The sequence below is a fragment of the Psychrobacter sp. CMS30 genome (assembly GCF_904846565.1).
In the GTDB taxonomy this organism is placed as follows: domain Bacteria; phylum Pseudomonadota; class Gammaproteobacteria; order Pseudomonadales; family Moraxellaceae; genus Psychrobacter; species Psychrobacter maritimus.
The window spans coordinates 88,547-112,302 of record NZ_CAJHBF010000007.1 but is presented as its reverse complement, the minus strand read 5'-3'; the positions used below and the strand labels follow the sequence as shown (position 1 = coordinate 112,302).

Below are 23,756 nucleotides of genomic sequence, written 5' to 3'. Positions count from 1 at the left end.
GCGTAATTAATATGAAATAAACAATATTTATGGAGCTATCCTAGATTATTTTACTTATCTAAGATAGCTCCATATTCATAGCTAGACTACCGTATAATTTACCCTGTGAGAATAAATTGGCACTTCACAACAAACTAACCTTTAGCCAACATTTAACGTAAGAATCAACCACTTTACCAGCACTGACTACTTTTCGATAACTGTGCTTTCCTTATCTTTACCATGCGGTATCAACCATTTACCAAACCATCCTGATAAGTCATCCATCAAGGTATAAACCACGGGAATGACGACGAGACTTAATAAGGTTGAAGTCACCAAACCACCCAATACTGCGGCGGCCATCGGACGACGGAAGGTGGGATCGGCATCGCCCCAACCAAAAACTAAAGGCAGCATGCCAGCGCCCATCGCAATGGTGGTCATAATAATTGGCCGCGCACGCTTACGACAAGAATCGATAATGGCATCAAAACGCGCCAAACCTCGGCGCTGGGCAATCAGGGCATAATCGACCAATAAGATAGAGTTTTTGGTGGCGATACCCATTAGCATAATAAAACCAATCATCGATGGCATCGACAGACTGCTATTGGTAATCACCAAGCCGACAAAAGCGCCACCAATAGATAACGGTAACGCCATCAAAATGGTAAAGGGCTGCAAGATACGACCAAATAATAAAATCAGCACGCCTAAAATACAGACCACACCGACCGACATTGCAATTACAAAGCCACTAAATAGCTCAGCCATGTTTTCGGCTTGCCCTTGGTCAATAATGGTAATAGAGGCTGGCATCTGTTGCATACTGGGTATGCTTTTAACCGCTTGTACCAAGTCGCCAAGCTCGCCATTGGCAGGCTGGACGGTGATACTAATCGCCCGCTCACGATCGAGGCGGCTGATTTGCGCAGGTCCAGTACCAAAGTCTAACGACGCCACTTCACCCACTCGTACGCCTTGTCCCGCAGGTAAGGCACTCGGCACATATAAGCCCTCTAATTGACTGACATTTTGCTTGGCAATATCTGGCAAACGCACCACTATCGGTATCTGCCGCGTATCGAGATTGAGCTTAGATAAACGCTGCTCATAATCGCCCACGGTCGCCACCCGTAAGGTCGTAGCAATATCTTGCGTGGTCACGCCTTTATCAGCCATCGCCAGTCTGTTTGGTGTCACTGTCAGCTCTTGGCGCGGCAGACTGCGATCACTGGTGACAGCACCAGCACTTGGTAACGCCCGAATCTCTGCCATCATTTGCTGCGCTGTTTGCTCAAGCAGGCGCGGATCGGTACTGGTTAAAGAAAAATTATAACCAGTTTCACCGCCACTCGATAAACCAACGGAAAAGCGCGCGCCCGGCACTTCTGCCAACATGGTGCTTATTTGGCGCTCAATTTCTTGCTTAGAGCCGCGCTCTGCTCTTGGAGCAAGCACAATATCCAAGCCTGCGATATTTTCAGCTTTGCCGCCTGAGCTGGCTTCCATTGCTGCTTGCGCTTCTCCTACTGAGGTAAAAATATTGGTCACTTCAGGCATCGCCAATATACGTTCACTGGCCATCGCGGCAACACGCTCAGTATCTTCAAGCGCCACATCTGGGGTCAGCTCAATCTCGACCCGCGTCTGGTCAATATCATTATCAGGGATAAAGGACGTCGGTAGTAATTTCACCAAAGCCAACGACGCCACAAATAATATTAACGTCGCCCCCATCGTAATCCAGCGATGATGCAGCGTCCATGAGACCACTTTTAAATACCAATCCATCAGCGCGCTTTGTTTTTCGACATGCTTTTTTTCTGGGCGCAATATATAAGCGGCCATCATCGGGGTGATTAGGCGCGCGACCATTAACGATGCAAATATGGATAAGGCCGCTGTCCAACCAAATTGCCGGAAAAACTGCCCGACAATACCGCCCATAAATGCCGTCGGTAAAAACACCGCAATTAGGGTAAAGGTGGTCGCGACGACTGCCAAGCCAATCTCGTCAGCCGCTTCCATCGCGGCTTCATAAGGGGTTTTGCCCATACGCAAATGGCGGATGATGTTTTCGACTTCTACAATCGCATCATCGACCAGTACACCGATGACCAATGACAGTGCTAATAACGAGATAATATTAAGACTAAAGCCAAATAAGTACATGCCCAAAAACGTCGGGATAACGGACAATGGCAACGCCACTGCAGCCACAAAGGTCGCGCGGATATTGCGTAAAAATAAGAACACCACGACTACGGCAAGCAAACCGCCTTCTATCAGCATGCGTAAAGATGCTTGATAATCCTCGGCAATTGGCGTGGCTCTATCGTAGACTTTTTCAATATCGATATTGCCGACATCGGCTGACAGCTTGGCAAGCTCGGCATCAACCAGCTCCATCACCTCGACTTCACTAGCACCACGCGAGCGGGTAATATTAAAGGCGACTACCGTTTGTCCGTCAAGCTTGGCAATCGAGCTTGGGTCAGCCGCGCCATCAGTGATGGTTGCCATACGACCAAGCGCTTGCGTGCCACCTGTCGGTACCGCCACTTGCAAGTCTTTTAGCTCACTGGCGCGCTCGACGGCACCTAGTACCCGAATGGTCTGCGTGGTTTTACCGACTTCTGCTTCACCGCCCGAGCTGTCTTGTTGGATTCCTGCGATTTGATTGGATAATTGCGAGATAGAGAGTTTTAAGCCACTGAGGGCGATAGGATCAGCGGCAACGGTAATCTCACGTTGTAGACCACCGATACGGCTAACGCTACTGACGCCTGGTATGTCAGATAGGCGTTTGGTCACCGTGTCATCAACGAACCAAGACAAATCCTCTACATTCATATTTTCAGAGGCAACAGAGTAGGTAACGACGGGGAAACCTGACGTTGAAACCTTGGTAATAATAGGATCATTGGCAGCGGCTGGTAAATCGCCCCGTACCTCACCGACTGCCGAACGCACATCGTCGACCGCTTCTTGAATGTCTTTTTCTAAGACAAACTCGGTGGCGATGGTCGCTACGCCCGTCTGTAATGTGGTGCGAATATGTTTGACACCCTCAATACTGGTAAGCTTATTTTCCACCTTTTTTGCAATATCGTTTTCGAGCTGCGATGGCGCAGCACCCGGTAAAGTGACCGTAACCACCACCGCTGGCAGGTCAATATCAGGAAACTGCTGCACCTTCATTTGCATAAAGCCGTAGATGCCACCCAAGGTCAGCAGCACAAATAGCAAAATGGCAACTAAGGGATTTCTAATCGAGTAAGCGGAAACATTTAAACTCATGAGCGCGCCTGCGTGGCTGTGCCAGTGCTTGCGGCGGTTGCCGTTTTACCAGCTTGGCTACCCGATTTATCATTGGCTGTATTTAAACCATCAACAACTCGCACCAAGTCGCCATCGTTTAAGAAGCTACCGCCTTGCTTTACCAGTCGGCTTTCTGCAGGTAATGGCTCTGTCAGCGCCACACTATCACCAAAGCGCTCACCTAAGGTCACGCGTTGTTGTTTGATACGGCCAATGTTTTGACCGTTTTGACTATTAACATTAGTCACTAGCATCACATAATCATAACCATCATTACTGACAATGGCGCTATTTGGCACGGTTTGGGCGCTGGTGCTACCTAATAAAAACTCGCCCGTTTGGTACATGCCTGCTCGTACTTTTGAGTTCGCAGCAAGGCTAGCATAAATAGTAATTTGGCGGTTATCATCAGCAGTTGGTGCAATACGGCTGACTTGCCCCATGACTGAATCGCCGGCTGGCAAGCTGACGCGTACTGGCGTGCCGACACTGACTTCACCAAGGAGTTTAGGATCGATATCCGCGCGCCACTCCAAAACACCGCCTTTAATAATGGTAAATAATGGCTCACCGCCAGCGACCATGCCAACCTCAGCCATTTTTTCACTGATGACACCGCTGACCGGTGCGACCACATTGGCATTATTGACACTTAAACGCTGGGTACTTAGGCGCGCTTTAGACGCTTGTAATGCCGCCTGTGCTTGCAGTTTAGAGGTGCGATAGCGATCCGCTTCTTGTCTACTGATGGCATCAATCTCAATCAGCGGCAGGACGCGGGCGGCATCGGCAGTCGCATTGGCAAGCGTTGCTTCGGCTTCAGCAACATCGGCTTCAGCTTGCAAGACTTGCTGCTCCATGGCATCGGTATCAAATATCGCCAGGACTTGCCCCGCTTTGACCCGATCGCCTTCTTCAACCAACACCTGCTCGATAGCCACACCATTTACTTTAGGGCTGACATTAGCGACATCTTTAGCGTTGATGGTGCCATCGGCACTGAGTGTGTTACCAATACTGTCTTGGCTTGGCGACACCGTTTCGACCGACAACACCGCTTGCGCGCTGCTAGCACCGTCTGGGTTTGCGCTAGCGTTTTGCACACTGTTAGCAGCTGGCGACTCATTGCTCACCGCTTTATCACCGCCCCAGTACTTGCCGACCAATACCCCAATGACAAGCACGATAGCCAATACCGGCAACAACCATAAGGGAAATTTCGATGATGATTTGGGCGCTCGCCCATCCGCTTGGCGGTAAGGTGGTAGCTCAGATTCAACTGGCAGCTTGTGGTCTTCAACATCGCTCATGATAACTCTCTGTCAATACAGGCAATTAGAAATGATATAAGAAATATAATGTTAGAAACATAATAGGAAAAAAAACAGACTAGCGTCAATCAAAGCCGCCTAATAAAGCAATACAATAAACAATAGGGTTATGCGTTTTAAGCTTAAAAAATAGCAGCTTATAAATACTCTACCCATGCTCACCGTCAACCTTTAACCCGCGCAGCAATATTTGTGATTACATTAGTCTATGAACTACCCACTACCTTAGAGGTAGGGGTTTCTTAGGTAATACCCATACTTGATACGGTATTCTGTATCAGCGGTTAGGCAAATTGACTAAGCTAACTCCGTCGAACCGACGGTTTTGAGTGTGGCCAGTTTCAAACCCTCATTGAGAATGTTGATACTGGCGTTAATGTCCCGATCATTGGTTTGCAAACAACTAGGGCAATCCCATGATCGCAATGACAAGGGTAATTCAGCCTTGGTCAGTAAGTGGTTGCAGCCTGAGCAGGTTTTAGAGGATGGATACCATCGGTCTATTTTAACAAGCGTTTTGCCATACCATTGCGCTTTATAAGCAAGCATGGTGGTGAATGTTGACCATGAACTGTCTGATATGGCTTTGGCGAGTTTATGGTTCTTAACCATACCCTTGACGTTTAAATCCTCTATGGCAATCACATCGTGGTTTTTGATGAGATTAAATGAGAGTTTGTGTAGAAAGTCAGTGCGGCTATTGGTTATTTGCTCATAAACTTTAGCGACTTTAAATTTTTGCTTTTGATAATTGCGACTGTCACTAAGTTTGCGATTAGCAAGTTCGGCAACTGCTCTACGTTTGGCTAAAATCTTTTGTGCGCGAGCTAACTTGTCTTGCAACTTCGATAAAAACTTAGGATTAGCTACTTTAGTGCCGTCCGATAAGACGATGAAGTCAGTTAATCCTAAATCAATACCGATGTTAGAGTGTGTTTTTGGTAGTGGTGTGGCAATGGTTTTAACCAATAAGCTGACATAGTATTTGCCTGATGGGGTTCTACTGATGGTAGCGCTCTTAATCAAACCGTTTATTTTATTCGGGAATTTAGCGGGGATATGGCCAATCTTAGGCAGTTTAACGGTGCTCTCTGTGATCGCCACTGTGCCCTTTTGGTTGTTGGTGGTGTAGCTATCGCGTTGCCCTTTTTTCTTGAACTTGGGGAAGCCTGTGCCGTTTTTAAAGAACGACTGATAGGCTTTTTGCAAATGACGTTCAACTTTAGACAATGCCAGACTATCGACCTCTTGTAGCCACTCAAACTCTTTTTTATACTGAGCAGGGTAGTTTTTGAGGGTTGTTTTAGTTTCTTTATAGTGCTCAATCTTATCGCTAAGCATCTTATTCCAAATAAAGCGCACACAGCCGAATGACTTGGCAAAGAATACTTGCTGGACAATGGTCGGATATAGTCTGACTTTATAGGCTTTTAGGATTTGCTTTGGCATCGCTGCTTGTTGTTAATAAGTGGTATGATTATTAATTATAATACCACAGGTAGTAAGGACTGCTACCAATAACGCCTTCATCCCGATACTTTAGAAGTAGGGGCTTTCTGCGCGGTTTTTGGTAAATTTATTGAGGATAGCATATATCAAGTCATCATCTTATTTTTATATATAGTGTCTTAGGTTCGTAAGTTTAGCGTCTACTAAGAATAGGCTAATGTAAAAACTCTCAAAGCGAATACGATAAAAGTAATAAACCAGCAGAAATACGCGTCCATGAAATTGAATAGATAGAGATTCTCTTTATAACTTATAACCAAAAAAACACAACGCACACCCCTAAGAATGTGCGCTATGTTTATTAAGTCCTGAATTTTTTATAAAGTGTTTATTAGAAACGATAGCCGACACCAAGGAAGGTAATATAAGGGTCAATATCGAGGTTAGACTTTGCTCGAATCAACTCTTCATTCTTATCGTTTTTGACTGTAATCGTCGTATCACTGTCCAGCTTTGCATAGGACACAGAGCCTACCCCAAACCATTTGTCATTAAAGTCATAGGTAGCACCAAGCGTAACGATAGGCGCAAAGGCACTGTCAGCCTCAACATCCACGCTCATCCCTTGACTGGATTTCACATTTTCTAACGCAGCGCCCGCTTTGCCATCTTTAATATTTTGAATTTGGTGTCCCGCCCTTTCTAAATCTTTACGAATACCATCATTTAGCTCAATGTCATCAAAATAGGCATACATAACCCCAGCACCGACATAAGGGCGAAATTTATTGACCCCAGATTTGCCAAATTGATATTGCACCCCTGCGGCCGGTAGCCATGCACGAGCACTAGAGGCCACGCCATTACCTTGTTCTAAATCAGTAATCGGCATATCCTTTGAAATTTCAAAATCACCCAATAAAGTACCTGCGATACCGTCCGGACTGACCGTGCCCTTTAATGGTGCATATACCTGCCCTTGACCTAGGATATCTACTTTGGGCGGTATGCCAGCTTTGACCTCAACTGACCAATGATCATTCAGATAATAATTAAACAACAAGCCAAACGTATCGACGTCATCGGACTCAAGCCCTGTACCAGCACTGGTCCAGCTTTCTAAGCCGTTAATTTTGCTCGTACCAGAGACGTCGCCTAATACAGGAACTTTGGATAAATCCGTTTTAGCACCTAAACCCTTTAATGTGCCATCTATAAATCCAAAACGATCTTGATCTTTAACCAAAACCTCTCTGACCGTTTCGACCTTTACGCTGCCATTATTAGCAACTGTGCCGTCTTTGATGGCAGTGGTGTTTTCTAGGGGGTTGGCTTTGCCTTGCGGAGAGGCATGTAACCAGCCAGCAGAGACAGAAAAGCGTTTGAAGCTACCATCGGTTTTAAAATAATCAAACTCAGCAACAGCGGATTGGCTAAATAATAATGGCGTTGCAATGGCGCAAGCGAGGGTTAACATCTTTTTCATGAAACATCCTTGTTAATAAATTCAGGCCGTGAATTAGAAGCATGAATGGCACAGCAATCACTAAACAGATTAGATAATGTTGGCAGTATTAAGCCGTCACGCTCTCATTCTAACGTCCTGTTAGAATCGGTAAAACAACTAGAAATGCGCGAATTTTAAAGACTTATCGTGATAAAAATCGCCACATTCTAGTAAACGCATGGAAGACACTTTGGCAATCCACTGCCGTAAACTGCCACACTCTAATTGTCATATCAAGGATGATTCCAGAACAACCAAGTCAATATTCGTTGACAAAAATTAAACACAGCATTCGTTTTTTTCAAAAGACTACTTATAAAAACCATAAAGAAAAGCCATTATTCCTAGAAGGATAATGGCTTTTCTTATGTCAATCAGTAATAGAAGACTTCTTGCGTCAATCAGTATTAAGCATTGGTATAGCGACTGGCCTCTGGCATCCAGCGGTGTATCAATTGGCTTACGTCGGCTTTACGTGTCGGATCGCTAATAAGATGTTTTGCTAAGCGCTGCGCAATGGCAAATAATTGCTCATCACGAATAAGGTCGGCCAAATAATAACCGACGTTACCGGTTTGACGTTTGCCTAACAGCTCACCAGGACCACGTAGTTCTAAGTCTTTTTGCGCAATAACAAAACCGTCGGTACTTTCTCGCAGGACGTTTAAGCGCTCCGTGCCCGTCTCTGATAACGGCTTTTGGTATAATAGTACGCAGAAGCTTTTGGTCGAGCCGCGCCCAACGCGTCCACGTAATTGATGTAATTGCGATAAACCCAGCCGTTCGGCATTTTCGATGACCATTAACGACGCATTAGGAACATCAACACCCACTTCGATAACGGTAGTGGCAATCAATAAATCAAGATTGCCCGCTTTAAACTCTTGCATAATGGCTTGCTTGTCAGCAGACTTCATTTTGCCGTGTACCAAGCCAATGCGAATATCCAAGCGCTCATTTAAGTCTTCATAAGTCGCTTCTGCTGCTTGCGCATCAAGCACGCTAGATTCTTCTACCAATGAGCAGACCCAATACGCCTGCCTGCCTGCTTCACAATTGACCGCAATACGCTCAATGACTTCATCGCGGCGGTTACGGTCAATCGTCACTGTGGTAATTGGCGTACGCCCCGGAGGTAGCTCATCGATGATGGAAGTATCCATATCACCATAAACGCTCATCGCGAGCGTACGCGGAATCGGGGTTGCTGTCATAATTAGCTGATGCGGCGTGCTATTCGCCACGCCTTTATTGGTCAAGGCCATACGCTGCTCAACGCCAAAGCGGTGCTGCTCATCAATAATAACCAAGCCCAATTTGGCAAACTGTACCTGCTCTTGAAATAATGCATGGGTGCCAACGACCACTTGTACCGTATTTTCCGCCACTGCCGCTAAGGCTTCGCGGCGCTGCTTTGCCGTTTGTTTACCAGCGAGCCAGCCAACGCCGACCCCTAACGGCTCAAACCAGTTTTTAAAATTCACCAGATGCTGCTCTGCTAAAATTTCTGTTGGTGCCATGACCGCCACCTGCCAGCCACTATCGAGTGCATAACCTGCTGCGCCTGCCGCAACCAAGGTTTTACCTGCACCCACATCGCCTTGTACCAGTCGTAGCATCGGAATAGAAGTCGCCATATCTGCCGTGATATCTTTCATGACTCTTTTTTGTGCGCCGGTTAAGTCAAACGGCAATGCCGCAAACAGCTTATCCGTCAGTGGGCTATTCATAGTACATTTAGGCGCTTTATACTGATGTAATTGCTGACGGCGATACAATAAGCTAAGCTGATGGGCGGTCAACTCTTCAATGATTAGACGCTGACAAGCCGCATGGGTACGGGCACTTAATTGCGTCAGCAGCTGATATTGTCGCTCGGCATCGGTATAAGTCGGCGGCGTATGCAGCAATACTAAGGCTTCAAATATGGTTAAGTTATAGACGTTATTATTAGCAATATCATTAGCAGTGGCTGTATTAGAGTCATTATTTACGTTATAAATAGAGGACTCAGCTCTATTTACACTATTGTTAATAGAATTGTCAGGCACACTACGCGCGAGGGTTGAAAATATATCGTCTGGAAAATCATGTTCCGCAATTGCTAATTTAGCAGGCTCAAAAGGTACTAACGGTAAATCAGCGACCACTGCAAAGTCAGCCGGCGTAAACAAGGTCATCGGTAAACCTTGAGTACGAACCGTTTGCAGCGCAAGCTTAATTAGCGTGCGCAGCTTATTTTGATGTAAGCCTTTCACACTAGGATAAATCGGCTGTAAGCCTGTATTAATGACGGCTTCATTGCTACTAATAACCTGATACTCAGGATGATGTATCTGCTTACCGTAACGACTGACCTTTACTTCACCAAATAATTGCAGCTGCGTACCAAGACTCATCGTTTGCGCAAGACCTTGATATACCTTAAAAAAACGCAGCGATATGGTGCCAGTCTCATCATCGACCACCACCGTCATACCACTGCGCTTGGTATCAACATGCACCACTCGCCCTGTAATCAAGGCAGCTTGCCCATGCGCCACATCGGCTATCGATACCAGTCGGCTACGGTCTTCGTAATCACGTGGCAGATGCAGCAGTAAATCAAAAATGCGCTCAATGCCTAATTGGGCTAGTTGCTCGGCAACTTTTGGTCCCACACCCGCCAGCGCCGTCACCGGCATATCAAGCGCCGAAACGGGCATATCAGACCTAATATGGTCTGATGGATTCACTGTCGCGTGCTTAACCGATATGGGCATCAATAATCCTAATGATGTTAAGGTAAATATTATTTAATCAACTGTACTTTTTAACGTCTATTTTTTAAAGTCTGAGCCGTCTTATAAAAGCTATAATCATCAACCTGCTATAAAATACTCAGTCATTATGATTATAACTGACAAGCGACTTGCTTATGCTAAGCTATTTAGCGATACGGCGTCTAGCTGATTTCTGAGTAAGCTATTGATGAATGGCTTATCGTATAACCATTTATTCCTCTATGACGATTTTTGCTAAGGTTTTTTATGTTTTTACTTACTACCTATTATTCATATCGTCATTTATCACGATTACTGCGATTCAGTATGCTTGGCATATTGGGATTGTCTATGAGTGCTTGTCAGAGCCTGACGCCAGCTAGTGAGACAGTCACGCCTATAAACAATCAACCAAAAGTCGCCTTAGTATTAGGCGGCGGCGGTGCCAAAGGTTTTGCTCATATTGGGGTGATTAAGGCGTTAGAAGAAAACGGTATCACGCCAACGCTAGTGGTCGGTACCAGTGTCGGTAGCTTGGTTGGCAGCTTATATGCCAGTGGTTATAACGCCAAACAGCTCGAGCGCTTAGCGTTAAATACTTCTGATAGTGAATTGACAGATTTCACTTTATCCAATCAAGGTTTTATTGAAGGTATTAAGCTTAAAAACTTTATCAATACAAAAGTAAGCGGACGCGCTATAGAGGACTTTCCTATCAGCTTTGCCGCGGTTGCTGCCGAAAAGCACACGCTAAAAAAGGCAGTTTTTAGCAGTGGCAATGCTGGACTTGCGGTACAAGCATCCTGTAGTGTGCCCAATATCTTTATTGCCCCGCGCATTCCCGAACAAGTCGGTAAAAAATATATCGATGGCGGTGTGGTCAGCTTAGTACCGGTTGATACCGCACGTGACTTGGGTGCCGATATTATCATCGCTATTGATGTGACTGCTGCTAATGTTAATACTTCTGCCAGCAATAAAAAACCGACCATCAACTCATTAACCAGTTTCTGGGGCTTTCTTGAGAGCAGCGTTATCGCAAATGCCGCCGCAACTGGCACTGATTCCAGTCAAGCAAGTAGCAGTCGTACTACATCGATGCGCCGTGAGCGCGATCGCGCTGATATTATCATCATGCCAAATGTTGCTCATATCAGCTCAATCGATACCAGCCAGCGCAGCACTTTGATGACAGCTGGCGCGCAAGCAACTACCCCACAAATCAATGCAATTAAACAACTCATTAAAGACAAAGCACAGAGTAAATATGCAACGCTTTAGCAGCTCCTTAATCGATAAATGAACAGCAAATATGATCAGAACAACTTAAAGGCTACAGTACTGACGAAGCTCAAAAAACGACAATAAAAAAGCACCGCAGTATTCACTGTGGTGCTTTTTCGATTCGGCAAGTATTAAATAAATATTAAAAAAGGAATTTATTTAACACGCGCACGATATTTAACCACGACGGTGTCATTAAGACCAACGCCTTCTAAGTCCCAACGTACCGCTTTATAGAATTTTAATGGGATTTCTTGCAATTGATTATCAACCTTGCCACGTAACGGCATACGAGCAAAATTACTGCCGTCAGCACTGCCATATGGGAAATCAGGAGATACGGCACGTAGCAATTCTACTTGCTCAGGAATACTCATGGTAACCGTCATTTTACGGACGCGATCGGCATTGGTATTGGTAAAGTAGCCTTGATACTCCAAGACGTTACCTGACTGCAAGCGTGTATTGGCATTCACCGGTACGAGCAGTTCCTGACCATTGGTATCGACACTAATGAGTGACGCAGTAATTTTGCTATTAACCGCTTGCGCATTGGAGCTACTACCTTGGTTGGCATTTGCCTGCATTGCTACTGAATTATCAATGGCTTGTTCTGGCGTTGGCAACATCGCTGATGCCTGCGTCACTGCCATCACCCCAACGAGCGTACCGGCGACAACATGAAATAAGCGGTGTCCGCTCCACGCACTGAACGGGTTTGCAAAATGGTTACTTTTCTTCATGACATTCATTATCCCTAGTTAATGTATCGATAAAACAATCTTGTAATAAAAATTCGCTAATACAACAATGTGTAGATAAAACCATATAGTTATAAAACGCGTCAATAAAACACGTAAATACAACACGTCAATAAAATAATACGGCTAAGCAACCATCTGATTGCACACACTACTATTTTATTGCTTAATTTTTTAGCTTAGCCATCATCATATATCGTCATCGTGATGAATGTTAACTTTTTACCATGACTATTTTTAGCGATGGTTATTTTTATCAATTATCTGTGTAAGCTATGACTAAAGCAATAGCGCTTAGCATAACAAAAAGCGTTTGGCGGTACACTAATCCCGTGTTGAGGTTGTGTATATCATCTATTTACTACCAAGACTTCTTAATACCACTGAAATAAAAGATAGCTCATAACGGCGTTTTTTGCTATGGTAATTCATTAGCGACAGGCTTTTGCTGTCACGCTCCTTTTCTTATTCTAACGACTATTGCTCCCATTATGACTACTAGCGCCATGCCACAGATTAACCCTGAATACGTTCACTGGTTCCGTAACTCTGCCCCTTACATTAATACCCATCGCGGTAAGACTTTCGTGATTATGTTTGGCGGTGAGGCGGTCAATCATCCAAATTTCAGTACCTTGATTCATGACTTTGCTTTATTGCACAGCTTGGGTATCAAGCTGGTATTGGTACACGGGGCGCGACCGCAAATCGAAAAAAACCTCAAAGACGCAGACATTGCCTCGCCATTGCATCAAGATATTCGCGTGACCCCGCGCGTCGCCATGCCGTCTATTTTACAAGCCGTTGGCGCGATTCGTTTGCAAATCGAAGCCCAGCTATCGATGGGCTTGGCAAACTCACCCATGTACGGCTCGCGTATCGACGCGGTTTCGGGTAATTTTGTCACCGCCCGTCCTTATGGTATCCGTGATGGCGTTGATTATCAGATGACCGGTGAAGTACGCTCTATCGATGTTGAAGCCATTAAAAACAACCTTTTACATGACCATATCGTAATTTTAGGTTCTATGGGTTATTCAGCGACTGGTGAAGTCTTTAACTTATTGGCTGAAGACGTTGCTCTTAGTGCCGCTGTGGCACTCGGTGCCGATAAGCTGATATTCTTAGGCGAAGAAGCGGGTATCAATCACGATAATCGCTTACTACGTGAAATGATTCCAAATGAAGTCGACCGCTTCTTACGTGACCGTGATTTAAATTGTGAGATTAATTATTTCTTAAGCTGCGCCAGTAATGCGTGCCGCCAAGGGGTTCATCGCACCCATATTATCTCTTATGCCAAAAATGGCGCGCTCCTCGAAGAGCTATTTACCCGTGATGGTTCTGGCACCTTGATTAGCCATGACCCTTATGAAGAGATTCGCCGTGCCAATATTGACGATGTGGTCGGACTGATTGAGCTATTATCACCGCTAGAAGAACAAGGCATCTTGGTCAGCCGCTCACGCGAGCGCTTAGAACAAGAGATTGATAACTATAGCGTCATTGAACGTGACGGCATGATTTTAGGCTGTGCCGCGCTTTATCCGTTGGATGCAGATTCAGCAGAAGTCGCTTGTGTGGCGGTACATCCTGAATACCGTAGCGGCAGCCGCGGTGCTGACTTGCTGGCATTTTTAGAGCAGCAAGCACGCAGCCATGGTCTGCATAAGCTATTTGTGCTGACCACTCGTACCGCCCATTGGTTTGTCGAGCAAGGGTTTGCGGAAGTTGAAGCAAGCGCCCTACCGGAAGCGCGCCGTGAGAAATATAATAACGGTCGTAACTCTAAAGTGTTCCAAAAGACTTTATAATTAAAAAACTCTATAAGCCGCGAGTTAATTGGTTAGTTAGCCCTTCATTCATTAATCAATTGATAATTAACCTTTAACTGCCGCGCACGAAAAAGCCCTCATAATGTATGAGGGCTTTTTATTTTTTATAAGCGCTTTCTTATAACCATTTTTTTTATAACCACTTTGGGTTAAAACAGTTAAAAGTCTAATAACGCCTTATTTTACTTTTAATAGCTCAACGGTAAAGATAAGCGTGCTGTTTGGCTCGATACCGGCGTTACCCGCTTCGCCATAAGCGATATCAGATGGGATATAGAACTCGTATTTGCCGCCCTCTTTCATCAACTGTAAACCTTCCGTCCAGCCAGCGATGACTTGATTTAGTGGGAATTCGATTGGCTCACCGCGCTCATAAGAGCTATCAAATACCGTACCGTCAATCAATTTACCTTCGTAGTTTACTTCAACCACGTCAGTCGCTTTTGGTGATTTACCAGTACCAGCGGTCAATACTTTATATTGTAAGCCAGAAGCGGTGGTTTTCACGCCAGCTTTCTTGCCGTTCTCTGCTAAGAATGCCGCACCTTTGGTTTTATTTTCGCCTGCTTTGGTTTCCATATCTTTAACAAACTTTTCTTCTTGTTCTTTTTGATAGGTCATCAATACTTCTTGCATTTGCTCTTGCGTCAATGCTGACTCTTTACCTTCATAGCCGTCACGGAAGCCTTTTTCAAAAGTATCAAGATTAAGATCGCCGACCGCTTCTTTATTACCTTCTGCCATCATATAACCCAAACTGTAACCCACTTTTTCATTGGCTGGGCTTTTTTCAGTTACTGAAACGCTTTTGCTGGCGGTTTCTTGATTACCATTGCTGGCGTTACAGCCGGTGATTAATAACATCGCACTAGCAAGGGCGCTAATGCTTAAGGTAGTAATTTTTTTCATAGAATACTCTCAAATTATAAGGATAGTGGCGAGATGTCACATTCTTCTATCATAACAAATCTTAGTTTTAGGAGCTATGATTCCCGTGAAATTATCGGTCAAATGTACAGTCTATGTTAATATTTGCCGCAAAAATAACAACTTATCACACAACTATAGTAAGCAGTTAAGCTTTCTGTCTTTAAATCCTTCATTACATCAGCTAAGCTAAATTAGTTAAGGTATGAAGTAACAGAACGTAGTTTTTGTTAACAATTGACATAAAGTGTTGATTGTTCTCTGTTTAGAACCGCTTTTTAAATAATTTAAATCAAAAATACTAATAATTAGGTATGTGTTTCCTGCAAATAATCCTGTTTCTATTCGATAGCATATATTTAATAGCGTGGATTATTTGACGGCTGATACATGAACATTCAAGGAGGACAGGATGAATCCAATGTATACATCGTTCAACGGTTATCTGGGTGGCCCTATTGGCTCCATCATCGGCGCTATTTTAATTTTTATCATTGGCTGGCTTGTGGCACTGGGTATCGCCGCCCTTGTACGCGGTGTATTATCGAAGATAAATCTCAACCAGCGTATGAATTCTTCTACGGGTAAAAGCTACGATTTAGAGGGTATTATCTCCAAAATCGTTTTCTGGTTTATTTTCATCATCGCCATCGCTGGCGCGTTAAGTCAATTAAATCTAAATTCTATCTCAACCCCATTTGCTAATATGGTCAACCAAGTCTTGACCTTTATACCGAATATCATTGCGGCGGTTGCCGTTGGTGTGGTTGGTTGGGTTATTGCCACCGTTGCTCGTACAGCGATTAACGCAGCGTTAGCAAAAACCTCGATGGATGAGCGTTTAAGTGCCAAGGCTGGCGTAAAGCCAATGAGCAGCACCATTGCTGATATGGTTTACTGGTTTATCCTGTTGATTGTATTGACCATGGTACTTGGTCAGTTAGAGCTTGATGGTTTATTTGCACCATTGACCAATATGGTTGATAAAATCTTCAGCTTTATTCCTAATATCCTTATCGCTGGTGTGGTCTTTGTGGTGGGTTATATCATCGCCAAAGTCGTACGCGGCATTGTAACCAACTTAGTTTCTACTTTTGATGTACAGAAGCTTGCAACTAAAGCAGGATTAAGCGAACAAAACAGCTTGCCTAATATCGCAGGTTCATTAGCATTTTTAGTGGTTATCATTCCAACGATTATTGCAGCTTTAAATGCCTTAAAAATCGATGTGATTGCTCGCCCTGCGACCAATATGCTTAATAAAATTATGGAAGCATTGCCAAATATCTTTATGGCAGCGGCGATTTTAATCGTCACCTTCTATGTGGTACGTATGGTTGCCAACATCATCAAAGGTTTACTTGAAAACACCCAAATTAATCAGTTGCCTGCGAAAGTTGGTTTAGAGCAGACGATGGGCGATAAGAAAATCTCTGACCTAGTGGGTTATGCGATTATCTTCTTTGCGATGTTGTTTGCTGCTATCGCTGCCGCTGATTTACTAGGTTTTGAGCCTATCTCGGCCATCATCACCATGTTTATCGCGTTTGGTGCCAACATCATCCTCGGCGCGGTCATTCTGTTTATTGGCTTTTGGCTTGCCAACATCATCGCTGGTGTCGTTGAGCGCTCTGAGCAAGGTTCACAGTTCTTAGCAAACATCGTACGTGTATTAATCATGGGCTTAGTATTGGCCATGGGTCTAAAAGCGATGGGTATTGCTGACTCTATTGTTAACCTCGCATTTGGTCTAACCTTAGGTGCAGTTGCAGTAGCGTTTGCTCTATCATTTGGTCTTGGCGGTCAAGAAGCGGCAGCTCGCTTCTTACGCAAGATGCAGGATAAGATGGATAGAGAGCGTGATGAAGCAAAAGCGAAATCTGCTTTGACACCGAACTCGTCAACTCAAGATAAGTTTGCCGCGTCAGTTCGTGAGAATACGCCAAATGCAGCGAGCAACATGACGCCTGCATCAACCGTATCTACGACGCCTGCTGCTGCCAGTACGCCAAATAACTTAAGCTCAAATACTGGTACGCCTAGCAACTTAGGCACAAGTAATGACTTAGATTCAAGAAGCGATTTGGGTTCTGAACCGGTTGATATTAACCACATTGAAACCGATGACAGTAATATCAACAATAATGGTTTCCCTACTGGCAACGACAATGATAATTTGAAATAACTTATCATTTAGTAATGGATAGTCGTTAACTTAAATAAAAAAGACAGCTTAGGCTGTCTTTTTTTATGCTTGCTAGTTAAGTTTTTTATTCAAGCTTCCTTTATTTAAACTCGTCATTGTATGCTGAAATAATAGTCTTTAAGCCTATTTCTATTTCTACTTCTACTATAGTAGAATTATTTTGAAATCGATACCAGTCGCACACAGCTATAACGTATCGTTTTTATTTTTGGCTTTGCTGCTGTAAGCGCTGAAGTTGCTTGCTCAATTGACGCTCACGCTGACTCATGGCGTCGACCGGCTGTATCCATAAGTCAATATCCATAAAGCTACCTTCCGCCTCTATGATAAAATCTATCCCAAGCACAATAACGTGATGCAGCTCAGCTATCGGTAAACGTGTGGCAACGTCTAAAGCAATTTTCGCCAAGTTCGGTTGAATAGCCTTTTTACTATGCTGTCCTTCTGCATCCTGTCCATAAAATATCAGCACATAATGCCGACCTAAACACTCATAGGAATGTTGATGAACGACATAACCTTGTTGTTGCAGACTTTGCTGCTGCTTTGGATGCCGATATAAAGTACGAACCAGCTCATGGCGCGAAAACAATGATTCATCTAGTATTTGCTGCTGCCAATGAGAAAGCTCTACTTGCTGCTCCCTGCCTTTTCTAGCAATAAACTTTTCACTAACCATCGTTATCATTTGGCTGCTAAGCTGTGACCATAAAATAGCCGCTTGCTGCATGTGCTGCTGATACATCTGGCTAGTAGGACTATGATTTTTTTGTGCAAGCGCCATAGCAATCAGGGCGGCATTGGGCTCATCCTGCATACCATATTTAATCAGCGCATTGTCTATGGCGATAGCTTGGGTAAATAACGTTGAACTGTTTACGAAGTTATTAATCAACGCCTCTTCAGACTCAAAGCTTGGCACATGACTAATAGCGCTCTGTTGCAACTGCTCTAAGCGATATCTTAAAAATCGCCACAATTCGCATGGGGTATGAAGCGCAGTGAGTATCGATTGCCAGTCGTGCCAGCCAAATATTTGTAACAACTGCCCGTTATCACTCATATCTATAATTAAATCTTCCATAAAATAGCGGGCAGTAAAATCATGTTTTAAACGTTTAGATTTGCCATGCTGACTATCTTTGTCTGCAACATGGCTTGATTCCTCAATATCACTTTTAAATTGAATATCAAAGACCAACACTTCTATCGCGTGCACCATATCGGCTTTTTGCCCAGATAAATAACCTTTATGCCATGCTAAGACTGATTTAATAGCGGTCTTACGCACACTTTCGATATCAGCGGCAAGCATACCCTCAGGCAAATAAACCACCAGTTCTGACAACTGCAATTCACCTAATGGTAAGTGGTAAGCCAGTTTTTGAGCCTTATATTGGATTTTATGTGTCGCTTCAAGTGCTTGTATAGCAGGCAATAGCATCTCTAACTTATCAGTCTGCACATAGCAGGCTAGCTCATTACCAAGATGAGGATTATCAGCAATCGCAGTAGTCGAATTTGACACAATTCCAACCTTTTAATATTAAATGTATATGGTGGCGTATGACTTGCAACGGATACAAAGCATGTTAGCCTAATAATCTTTGCCATTACTTTTAGCAAAAGATTAAACAACATAAGCACAATTATACACAGTCGCTTTCGTAGCAGTGAGTTGTTATGATGGCATAAAGGCAATCAAAGTTGCGCGAGCTAATCAAGCACCCTAGCGCAGGCTCAACGACTTTCTCTATATAATCACCATCATATAATAACAAGGACTGAACATCATGAAACGCTTTAAAGAAAAAACCGTTATCGTCACCGGTGCGGGCTCAGGTATTGGTCGTGCGACCGCCATTCGCTTTGCAAATGAAGGCGCAAACGTTGTTTTAGTTGGACGTACCGCTGAAACCTTGCAGGAAACCGCTGAAGCGTTTCCACAGGACCGGACTTGGATTCATACCGACAATTTTTTGACCGTCATCTGTGACATCAGCGTAGAAGCTCAAGTACAAGAAATGATGAAAAGAGTCATCGACAAGTTTGAGAGAATTGACGTTTTGGTGAATAATGCCGGTAAAGCCATACAAGGCAAAATCACCGAGCTGTCTTCTGAAGACTGGGAGTCGGCCATCGATGTGAATTTAAATGGCACGTTTTATGTTTGTCAGGCAGCGATGCCACATCTGATTGCCACCAAAGGCAATATTATCAATGTCTCGTCGCTGTCTGGCATCGGTGGTGACTGGAATATGGCCGCTTATAATGCCGCCAAAGCCGGTATCAGTAATTTAACGCGCACCCTAGCTTTAGATCACGGTGCAGATGGCGTGCGCGTCAATGCCGTCAATCCAAGCGTCACTAAAACCGATATGACCAGCGCCATTCAAGATGATAGCAGCAAAACCGATAAGTTTTTAGACCGCTGCCCACTTGGCCGTCTTGCCGCCCCAGAGGAAGTTGCCGCTGCCATTACTTTTTTGGCGAGCGATGATGCGTCTATGATTACTGGGGTGAACTTGCCCGTTGATGGCGGTGTCAGCGCATCTAATGGTCAGCCGCATTTCTAAGCAGCCATTTAATATATTCCAAATCTTATCACTTTAAGGTTAAAAAGAAGCCCCTGATATTTTGCTATCAGGGGCTTCTTTACTATAGATAATTAGTAATAAGACGATACTTAGTAATAAGAAAGGTAGATTTTAATCAATCTGCTTATTAATATCCTGTAAAGGCTGCGATAAACGCTCGGGATGTCTGGGTATTACACCCTGATACTGGGCATAGATTTTTGGTAAATCAGCGTCGATATCACCGCTAGGATAAACCAGCGACATAAAACGTATCTCTTTGGTCTTATAATCCATCGCCACGGGCAAAATAGGCACACCCGCACCTACTGCCAAATAATAAAAGCCCGATTTCCAGCTTTCGGTATATTGCCGCGTACCTTCTGGCGCTAAACCCAAAAATAGCGGCTTACCGGTTTTGAATTTATCGATTCTCGCTTGCAATACCGAGCCTTTATTACCGCGATCGATAGGAATAACCCCTATCCAATTTAATAGCTGCGCAAATAATGGCACTTTAAACAGCGTATGCTTGCCCATAATACTGATTTTTAAATCTAGGGCAAATAAGCTTGGTATCGCATAAATACCATCGACGTTAGAGGTATGCGGTAGCGCTAAAACCACGGCCTGCGGAATGTTTGGAATCTCACCAACCGTACGCCAACCAGCGGCCTTTAATAACGCTGATGCGATAATTGGCGCAGCTTTATTACCACGTCTTGGGACCAAATTACCCAAATGTTTTTTGCTTAATGTCGGTAATACTTTTGAGCGCGTAGGCTTAGAAGCAGTTGATTTAGAACGGTTAAATAGCTTTGATGTCATAACGGCACCATGTAATAAAAGATAGCTACATAATAACATTAAGCTTGTGCTGCTTAGCTGAATTTTGCAGGCTTTTATTACCTGATAGCTTACTCAATTATTTATATATATGAACATATATAAATAAAGCCTATGAAATCGACGCCTATTCCTGCTCTCTCATCACTCTTTAGGAAATATCGGCTAAGTTACCTTTGTTCTCAAGCCAAGACTTACGATCTGCCGCGCGCTTTTTAGCCAATAGCATATCCATCACACTATTGGTCAATACCATATCATCCATATCTAACTGCACTAAACGGCGGGTATCACGGTTCATGGTGGTCTCTCGTAGCTGCTCTGCGCTCATTTCACCCAAACCCTTAAAGCGCGTAATTTGCGCTTTCTTATTGCCAGGTACATTGGCCAAAATATGCGCAAGCTCAGGCTCATCGAGCGCATAATGCACCTCTTTACCGACATCGACACGATATAAAGGCGGCATCGCTACAAATAAATGACCGGCATCTACCAAGGCAGGGAAATGTTTGACGAACAATGCACAGATTAACGTAGCAATATGCAGACCATCAGAGTCTGCATCCGCTAAGATACATACTTTGTCATAACGCAGCTCAGATAAGTCATCTGACGCTGGATCGACGCCGATAGCAATCGCAATATCATGAATCTCTTGACTTGATAAAACCGTATCTGATGATACTTCCCACGTATTTAAAATCTTACCGCGCAGTGGCAATATAGCCTGATAATGACGATCGCGCGCTTGCTTGGCACTACCACCCGCAGAATCCCCTTCTACTAGAAACAGCTCTGCGCCATCACGCAAATCCCCACGACAATCCGCCAACTTACCCGGCAATGCTGGACCTTGCGTGATTTTCTTACGCGCGACTTTTTTCGCAGATTTTAAACGACGACCTGCTTTATTAATCGCCAACTCGGCAATTTGGGTACCCATATCAGCATGCTGGTTTAGCCACAAGCTAAAAGCATCCTTTGCCAACGTCTGCACCGCACCAGCCGCTTCACGACTTGATAAGCGCTCTTTGGTTTGACCCGAAAATTGTGGCTCAGAAAACTTAAGCGATAGGATATAGTTCACCCCATCCCAGATATCTTCTGCCGTCAGCTTGACACTACGAGGCAGTAAATTATGGATATCACAAAACTCGCGTAACGCTTCCAAGATACCGGTGCGTAGACCATTAACGTGCGTACCGCCTTGCGCAGTCGGGATAAGGTTTACATAGCTTTCTTGCACAGGCGTACCGCCATCAGGCAGCCAAGACAATGCAAAAGTAATACCCGCTCGTTCGCCTGCTTTGGCATCGTGATTATAATAAAACGGTGCTTCAGGTAAAGTCTCTAAACCATCTAGCTGCTCGTTTAAATACTCAACAACCCCATCAGTAAACTGCCAAACGACTTTTTCATTATTAATATCATCGACGAATTCAATCGTTAGACCAGCTGCTAGCACGGCTTTGGCTTTTAGATTGTGCTTAAGTTGTTTAACATTAAATTTAGGCGTATCAAAGAAGCTGCCATCGGCCCAAAAATGTACTTTGGTACCGCGCTTACGTTTATTTGAGCTGATGGTTTCGGTTAAAGGTGTGACTGCTGCGCCATTCTCGAACGCCATCTCAAACTGCGTACTATCACGCCATACCGTCACTTCTACTCGCGTCGATAGCGCATTGACGACAGAGATACCAACCCCGTGTAAGCCACCCGAAACTTCATAGTTAGATGTCGAGAATTTACCACCAGCATGCAGACGGGTTAAAATCAGCTCAATACCCGTTTGATTAAATTCGGGATGAATATCGGTTGGCATGCCGCGGCCATCATCTTCGACTGATAAAGAACCATCACTATGCAACTGCACTTTGATAACCTTCGCATAACCCGCCAATGCTTCATCGACTGAGTTATCGATAACTTCTTGCGCCAAATGATTGGGACGGGTGGTATCGGTATACATACCTGGGCGACGACGTACGGGCTCAAGCCCTTCTAAAACTTCTAATGATTGCGCATTATATTGACTCACAAATGCATCCTTAACTATTCATGTGCGATTAATTCTATTCAACCATTATAACGAAAAATAGCGACGGTAACGGTAATAGTCAGTCGCTCACGTCAGATAATGTCGTCTATTTAAGTTGCTTGATATACCAAGTTCTCTATGAGCCTCTATGTCAGTTTTATTTGAACTTAGAACAACTGCCTTAACATATCAATCACCATTGGCAATTGCATCCCAAAATCGCTAAACCTGTGATCACCCCCGGCTTGCATGGTTACTGTTACTCCCTGTTCTTTATAAAATTGTTTAGACAGTTTGGGATTTAACAGCTCATCGCCATCTTTGATTAATACAGAAATTTTATCAGGATAATTAATAGTGAATAGCTGATGCGCTGCAAACCATTGCAAATCTGCATGAGTAATATCCCACCCTCCTGCTGTCGAATGAATTATCTGACTGTCTAAATCCTCTTCTTCAACATTATTTTTTGCAGCCGAATCCTTAGCAAAGCGCTGTAATGTCACATGCGGCTGCGTGCTAGGATTTAATAGTAGTGCTGGGCAGCCGATATGATTGCTGACCAAGGTAGAAAAATAACCACCTAATGAGCTACCGACCAATATTGTATTTGAAGATTTAAACTTCCCATCTTCAGCATGATTACCATTGCTATTCAAATTTTCGATTAATAACAATATCTGATTGAAAACTTGATCAGGCGTCTTATTCAAATCAGGTCGCAATATATTGATATCAGAATGATACTGGCGGCAATAATCCTCTAACAACTTGCCTTTAGTAGAGTTCGCATCACTGTCAAGCCCATGAATATAAATAACGTTCACGTATAATCTCACTTAATAATTTTGTTATGATTGCTATATATGAATAATAAAAACTCAGCATAGCATTACGTTCATAAAAACAGTAACAATAAAACCGCACA

15 protein-coding genes are annotated in these 23,756 nt (G+C 44.0%); 4 read left to right on the top strand and 11 right to left on the bottom strand.

The features are described 5' to 3' along the window. Positions 1-186: 186 nt before the first annotated feature. The 5 genes from JMX94_RS05545 to recG all read right to left on the bottom strand — a co-directional run bounded on the left by JMX94_RS05545 (position 187) and on the right by recG (position 10,355). Positions 187-3,285 (bottom strand): efflux RND transporter permease subunit, encoded by a 3,099-nt coding sequence (locus JMX94_RS05545; RefSeq protein ID WP_201563959.1) that lies wholly within the window; start codon positions 3,283-3,285, stop codon positions 187-189. Then, complete coding sequence (locus JMX94_RS05540; protein WP_201563957.1) at positions 3,282-4,616, bottom strand: efflux RND transporter periplasmic adaptor subunit; 1,335 nt, start codon at positions 4,614-4,616, stop codon at positions 3,282-3,284. The genes JMX94_RS05545 and JMX94_RS05540 overlap by 4 nt, the downstream gene beginning before the upstream one ends. Positions 4,617-4,934: 318 nt before the next feature. Then, positions 4,935-6,086, bottom strand: coding sequence for an IS200/IS605 family element RNA-guided endonuclease TnpB (tnpB, locus tag JMX94_RS05535; protein WP_201563955.1), 1,152 nt, complete (start codon positions 6,084-6,086; stop codon positions 4,935-4,937). 391 nt (positions 6,087-6,477) lie between these two features. After that, positions 6,478-7,572, bottom strand: coding sequence for an OmpW family protein (locus JMX94_RS05530; RefSeq protein WP_201563953.1), 1,095 nt, complete (start codon positions 7,570-7,572; stop codon positions 6,478-6,480). Positions 7,573-8,000: 428 nt separating this feature from the next. Beyond that, a complete protein-coding gene (gene recG, locus JMX94_RS05525; RefSeq protein ID WP_201563951.1) occupies positions 8,001-10,355 on the bottom strand; it encodes an ATP-dependent DNA helicase RecG in 2,355 nt (784 codons plus the stop codon). A gap of 351 nt (positions 10,356-10,706) precedes the next feature. Between recG and JMX94_RS05520 the strand changes: the two genes are divergently transcribed. Continuing rightward, positions 10,707-11,636 carry a patatin-like phospholipase family protein gene (locus JMX94_RS05520; RefSeq protein ID WP_201563949.1) on the top strand — a complete coding sequence of 310 codons (930 nt, stop codon included), beginning with the start codon at positions 10,707-10,709 and terminating at the stop codon, positions 11,634-11,636. A 158-nt stretch (positions 11,637-11,794) separates the two neighbouring features. Here JMX94_RS05520 and JMX94_RS05515 read toward each other — a convergent pair whose 3' ends face one another. After that, positions 11,795-12,382, bottom strand: a complete 588-nt coding sequence (locus JMX94_RS05515) for a hypothetical protein (protein ID WP_201563947.1) — start codon at positions 12,380-12,382, stop codon at positions 11,795-11,797. A 509-nt stretch (positions 12,383-12,891) separates the two neighbouring features. Here JMX94_RS05515 and argA point away from each other — a divergent pair. Continuing rightward, the gene (argA, locus tag JMX94_RS05510) at positions 12,892-14,214 is read left to right on the top strand and encodes an amino-acid N-acetyltransferase (protein ID WP_201563945.1); all 1,323 of its coding nucleotides are present in this window, start codon (positions 12,892-12,894) and stop codon (positions 14,212-14,214) included. A gap of 198 nt (positions 14,215-14,412) precedes the next feature. Here the strand turns inward: argA and JMX94_RS05505 are convergent, their stop codons facing one another. Beyond that, positions 14,413-15,144 (bottom strand): FKBP-type peptidyl-prolyl cis-trans isomerase, encoded by a 732-nt coding sequence (locus JMX94_RS05505; RefSeq protein WP_201563943.1) that lies wholly within the window; start codon positions 15,142-15,144, stop codon positions 14,413-14,415. A 430-nt stretch (positions 15,145-15,574) separates the two neighbouring features. Between JMX94_RS05505 and JMX94_RS05500 the strand changes: the two genes are divergently transcribed. Further along, a complete protein-coding gene (locus JMX94_RS05500; protein WP_201563941.1) occupies positions 15,575-17,347 on the top strand; it encodes a mechanosensitive ion channel in 1,773 nt (590 codons plus the stop codon). Positions 17,348-17,570: 223 nt separating this feature from the next. Here JMX94_RS05500 and JMX94_RS05495 read toward each other — a convergent pair whose 3' ends face one another. Continuing rightward, entirely contained in the window at positions 17,571-18,896 is a 1,326-nt protein-coding gene (locus JMX94_RS05495) for a hypothetical protein (RefSeq protein WP_227673525.1), read from the bottom strand. Between the two features lie 265 nt (positions 18,897-19,161). Between JMX94_RS05495 and JMX94_RS05490 the strand changes: the two genes are divergently transcribed. Then, entirely contained in the window at positions 19,162-19,944 is a 783-nt protein-coding gene (locus JMX94_RS05490; RefSeq protein ID WP_201563939.1) for an SDR family NAD(P)-dependent oxidoreductase, read from the top strand. Between the two features lie 132 nt (positions 19,945-20,076). Here the strand turns inward: JMX94_RS05490 and JMX94_RS05485 are convergent, their stop codons facing one another. The 3 genes from JMX94_RS05485 to JMX94_RS05475 all read right to left on the bottom strand — a co-directional run bounded on the left by JMX94_RS05485 (position 20,077) and on the right by JMX94_RS05475 (position 23,655). Further along, on the bottom strand, positions 20,077-20,772 hold the full coding sequence (locus tag JMX94_RS05485; protein ID WP_227673524.1) for a lysophospholipid acyltransferase family protein: 696 nt from the start codon (positions 20,770-20,772) through the stop codon (positions 20,077-20,079). Positions 20,773-20,941: 169 nt separating this feature from the next. Beyond that, positions 20,942-22,828, bottom strand: a complete 1,887-nt coding sequence (gene parE, locus JMX94_RS05480) for a DNA topoisomerase IV subunit B (RefSeq protein WP_201563935.1) — start codon at positions 22,826-22,828, stop codon at positions 20,942-20,944. A 167-nt stretch (positions 22,829-22,995) separates the two neighbouring features. Then, positions 22,996-23,655, bottom strand: a complete 660-nt coding sequence (locus JMX94_RS05475; protein ID WP_201563933.1) for a YqiA/YcfP family alpha/beta fold hydrolase — start codon at positions 23,653-23,655, stop codon at positions 22,996-22,998. Positions 23,656-23,756: the final 101 nt, after the last annotated feature.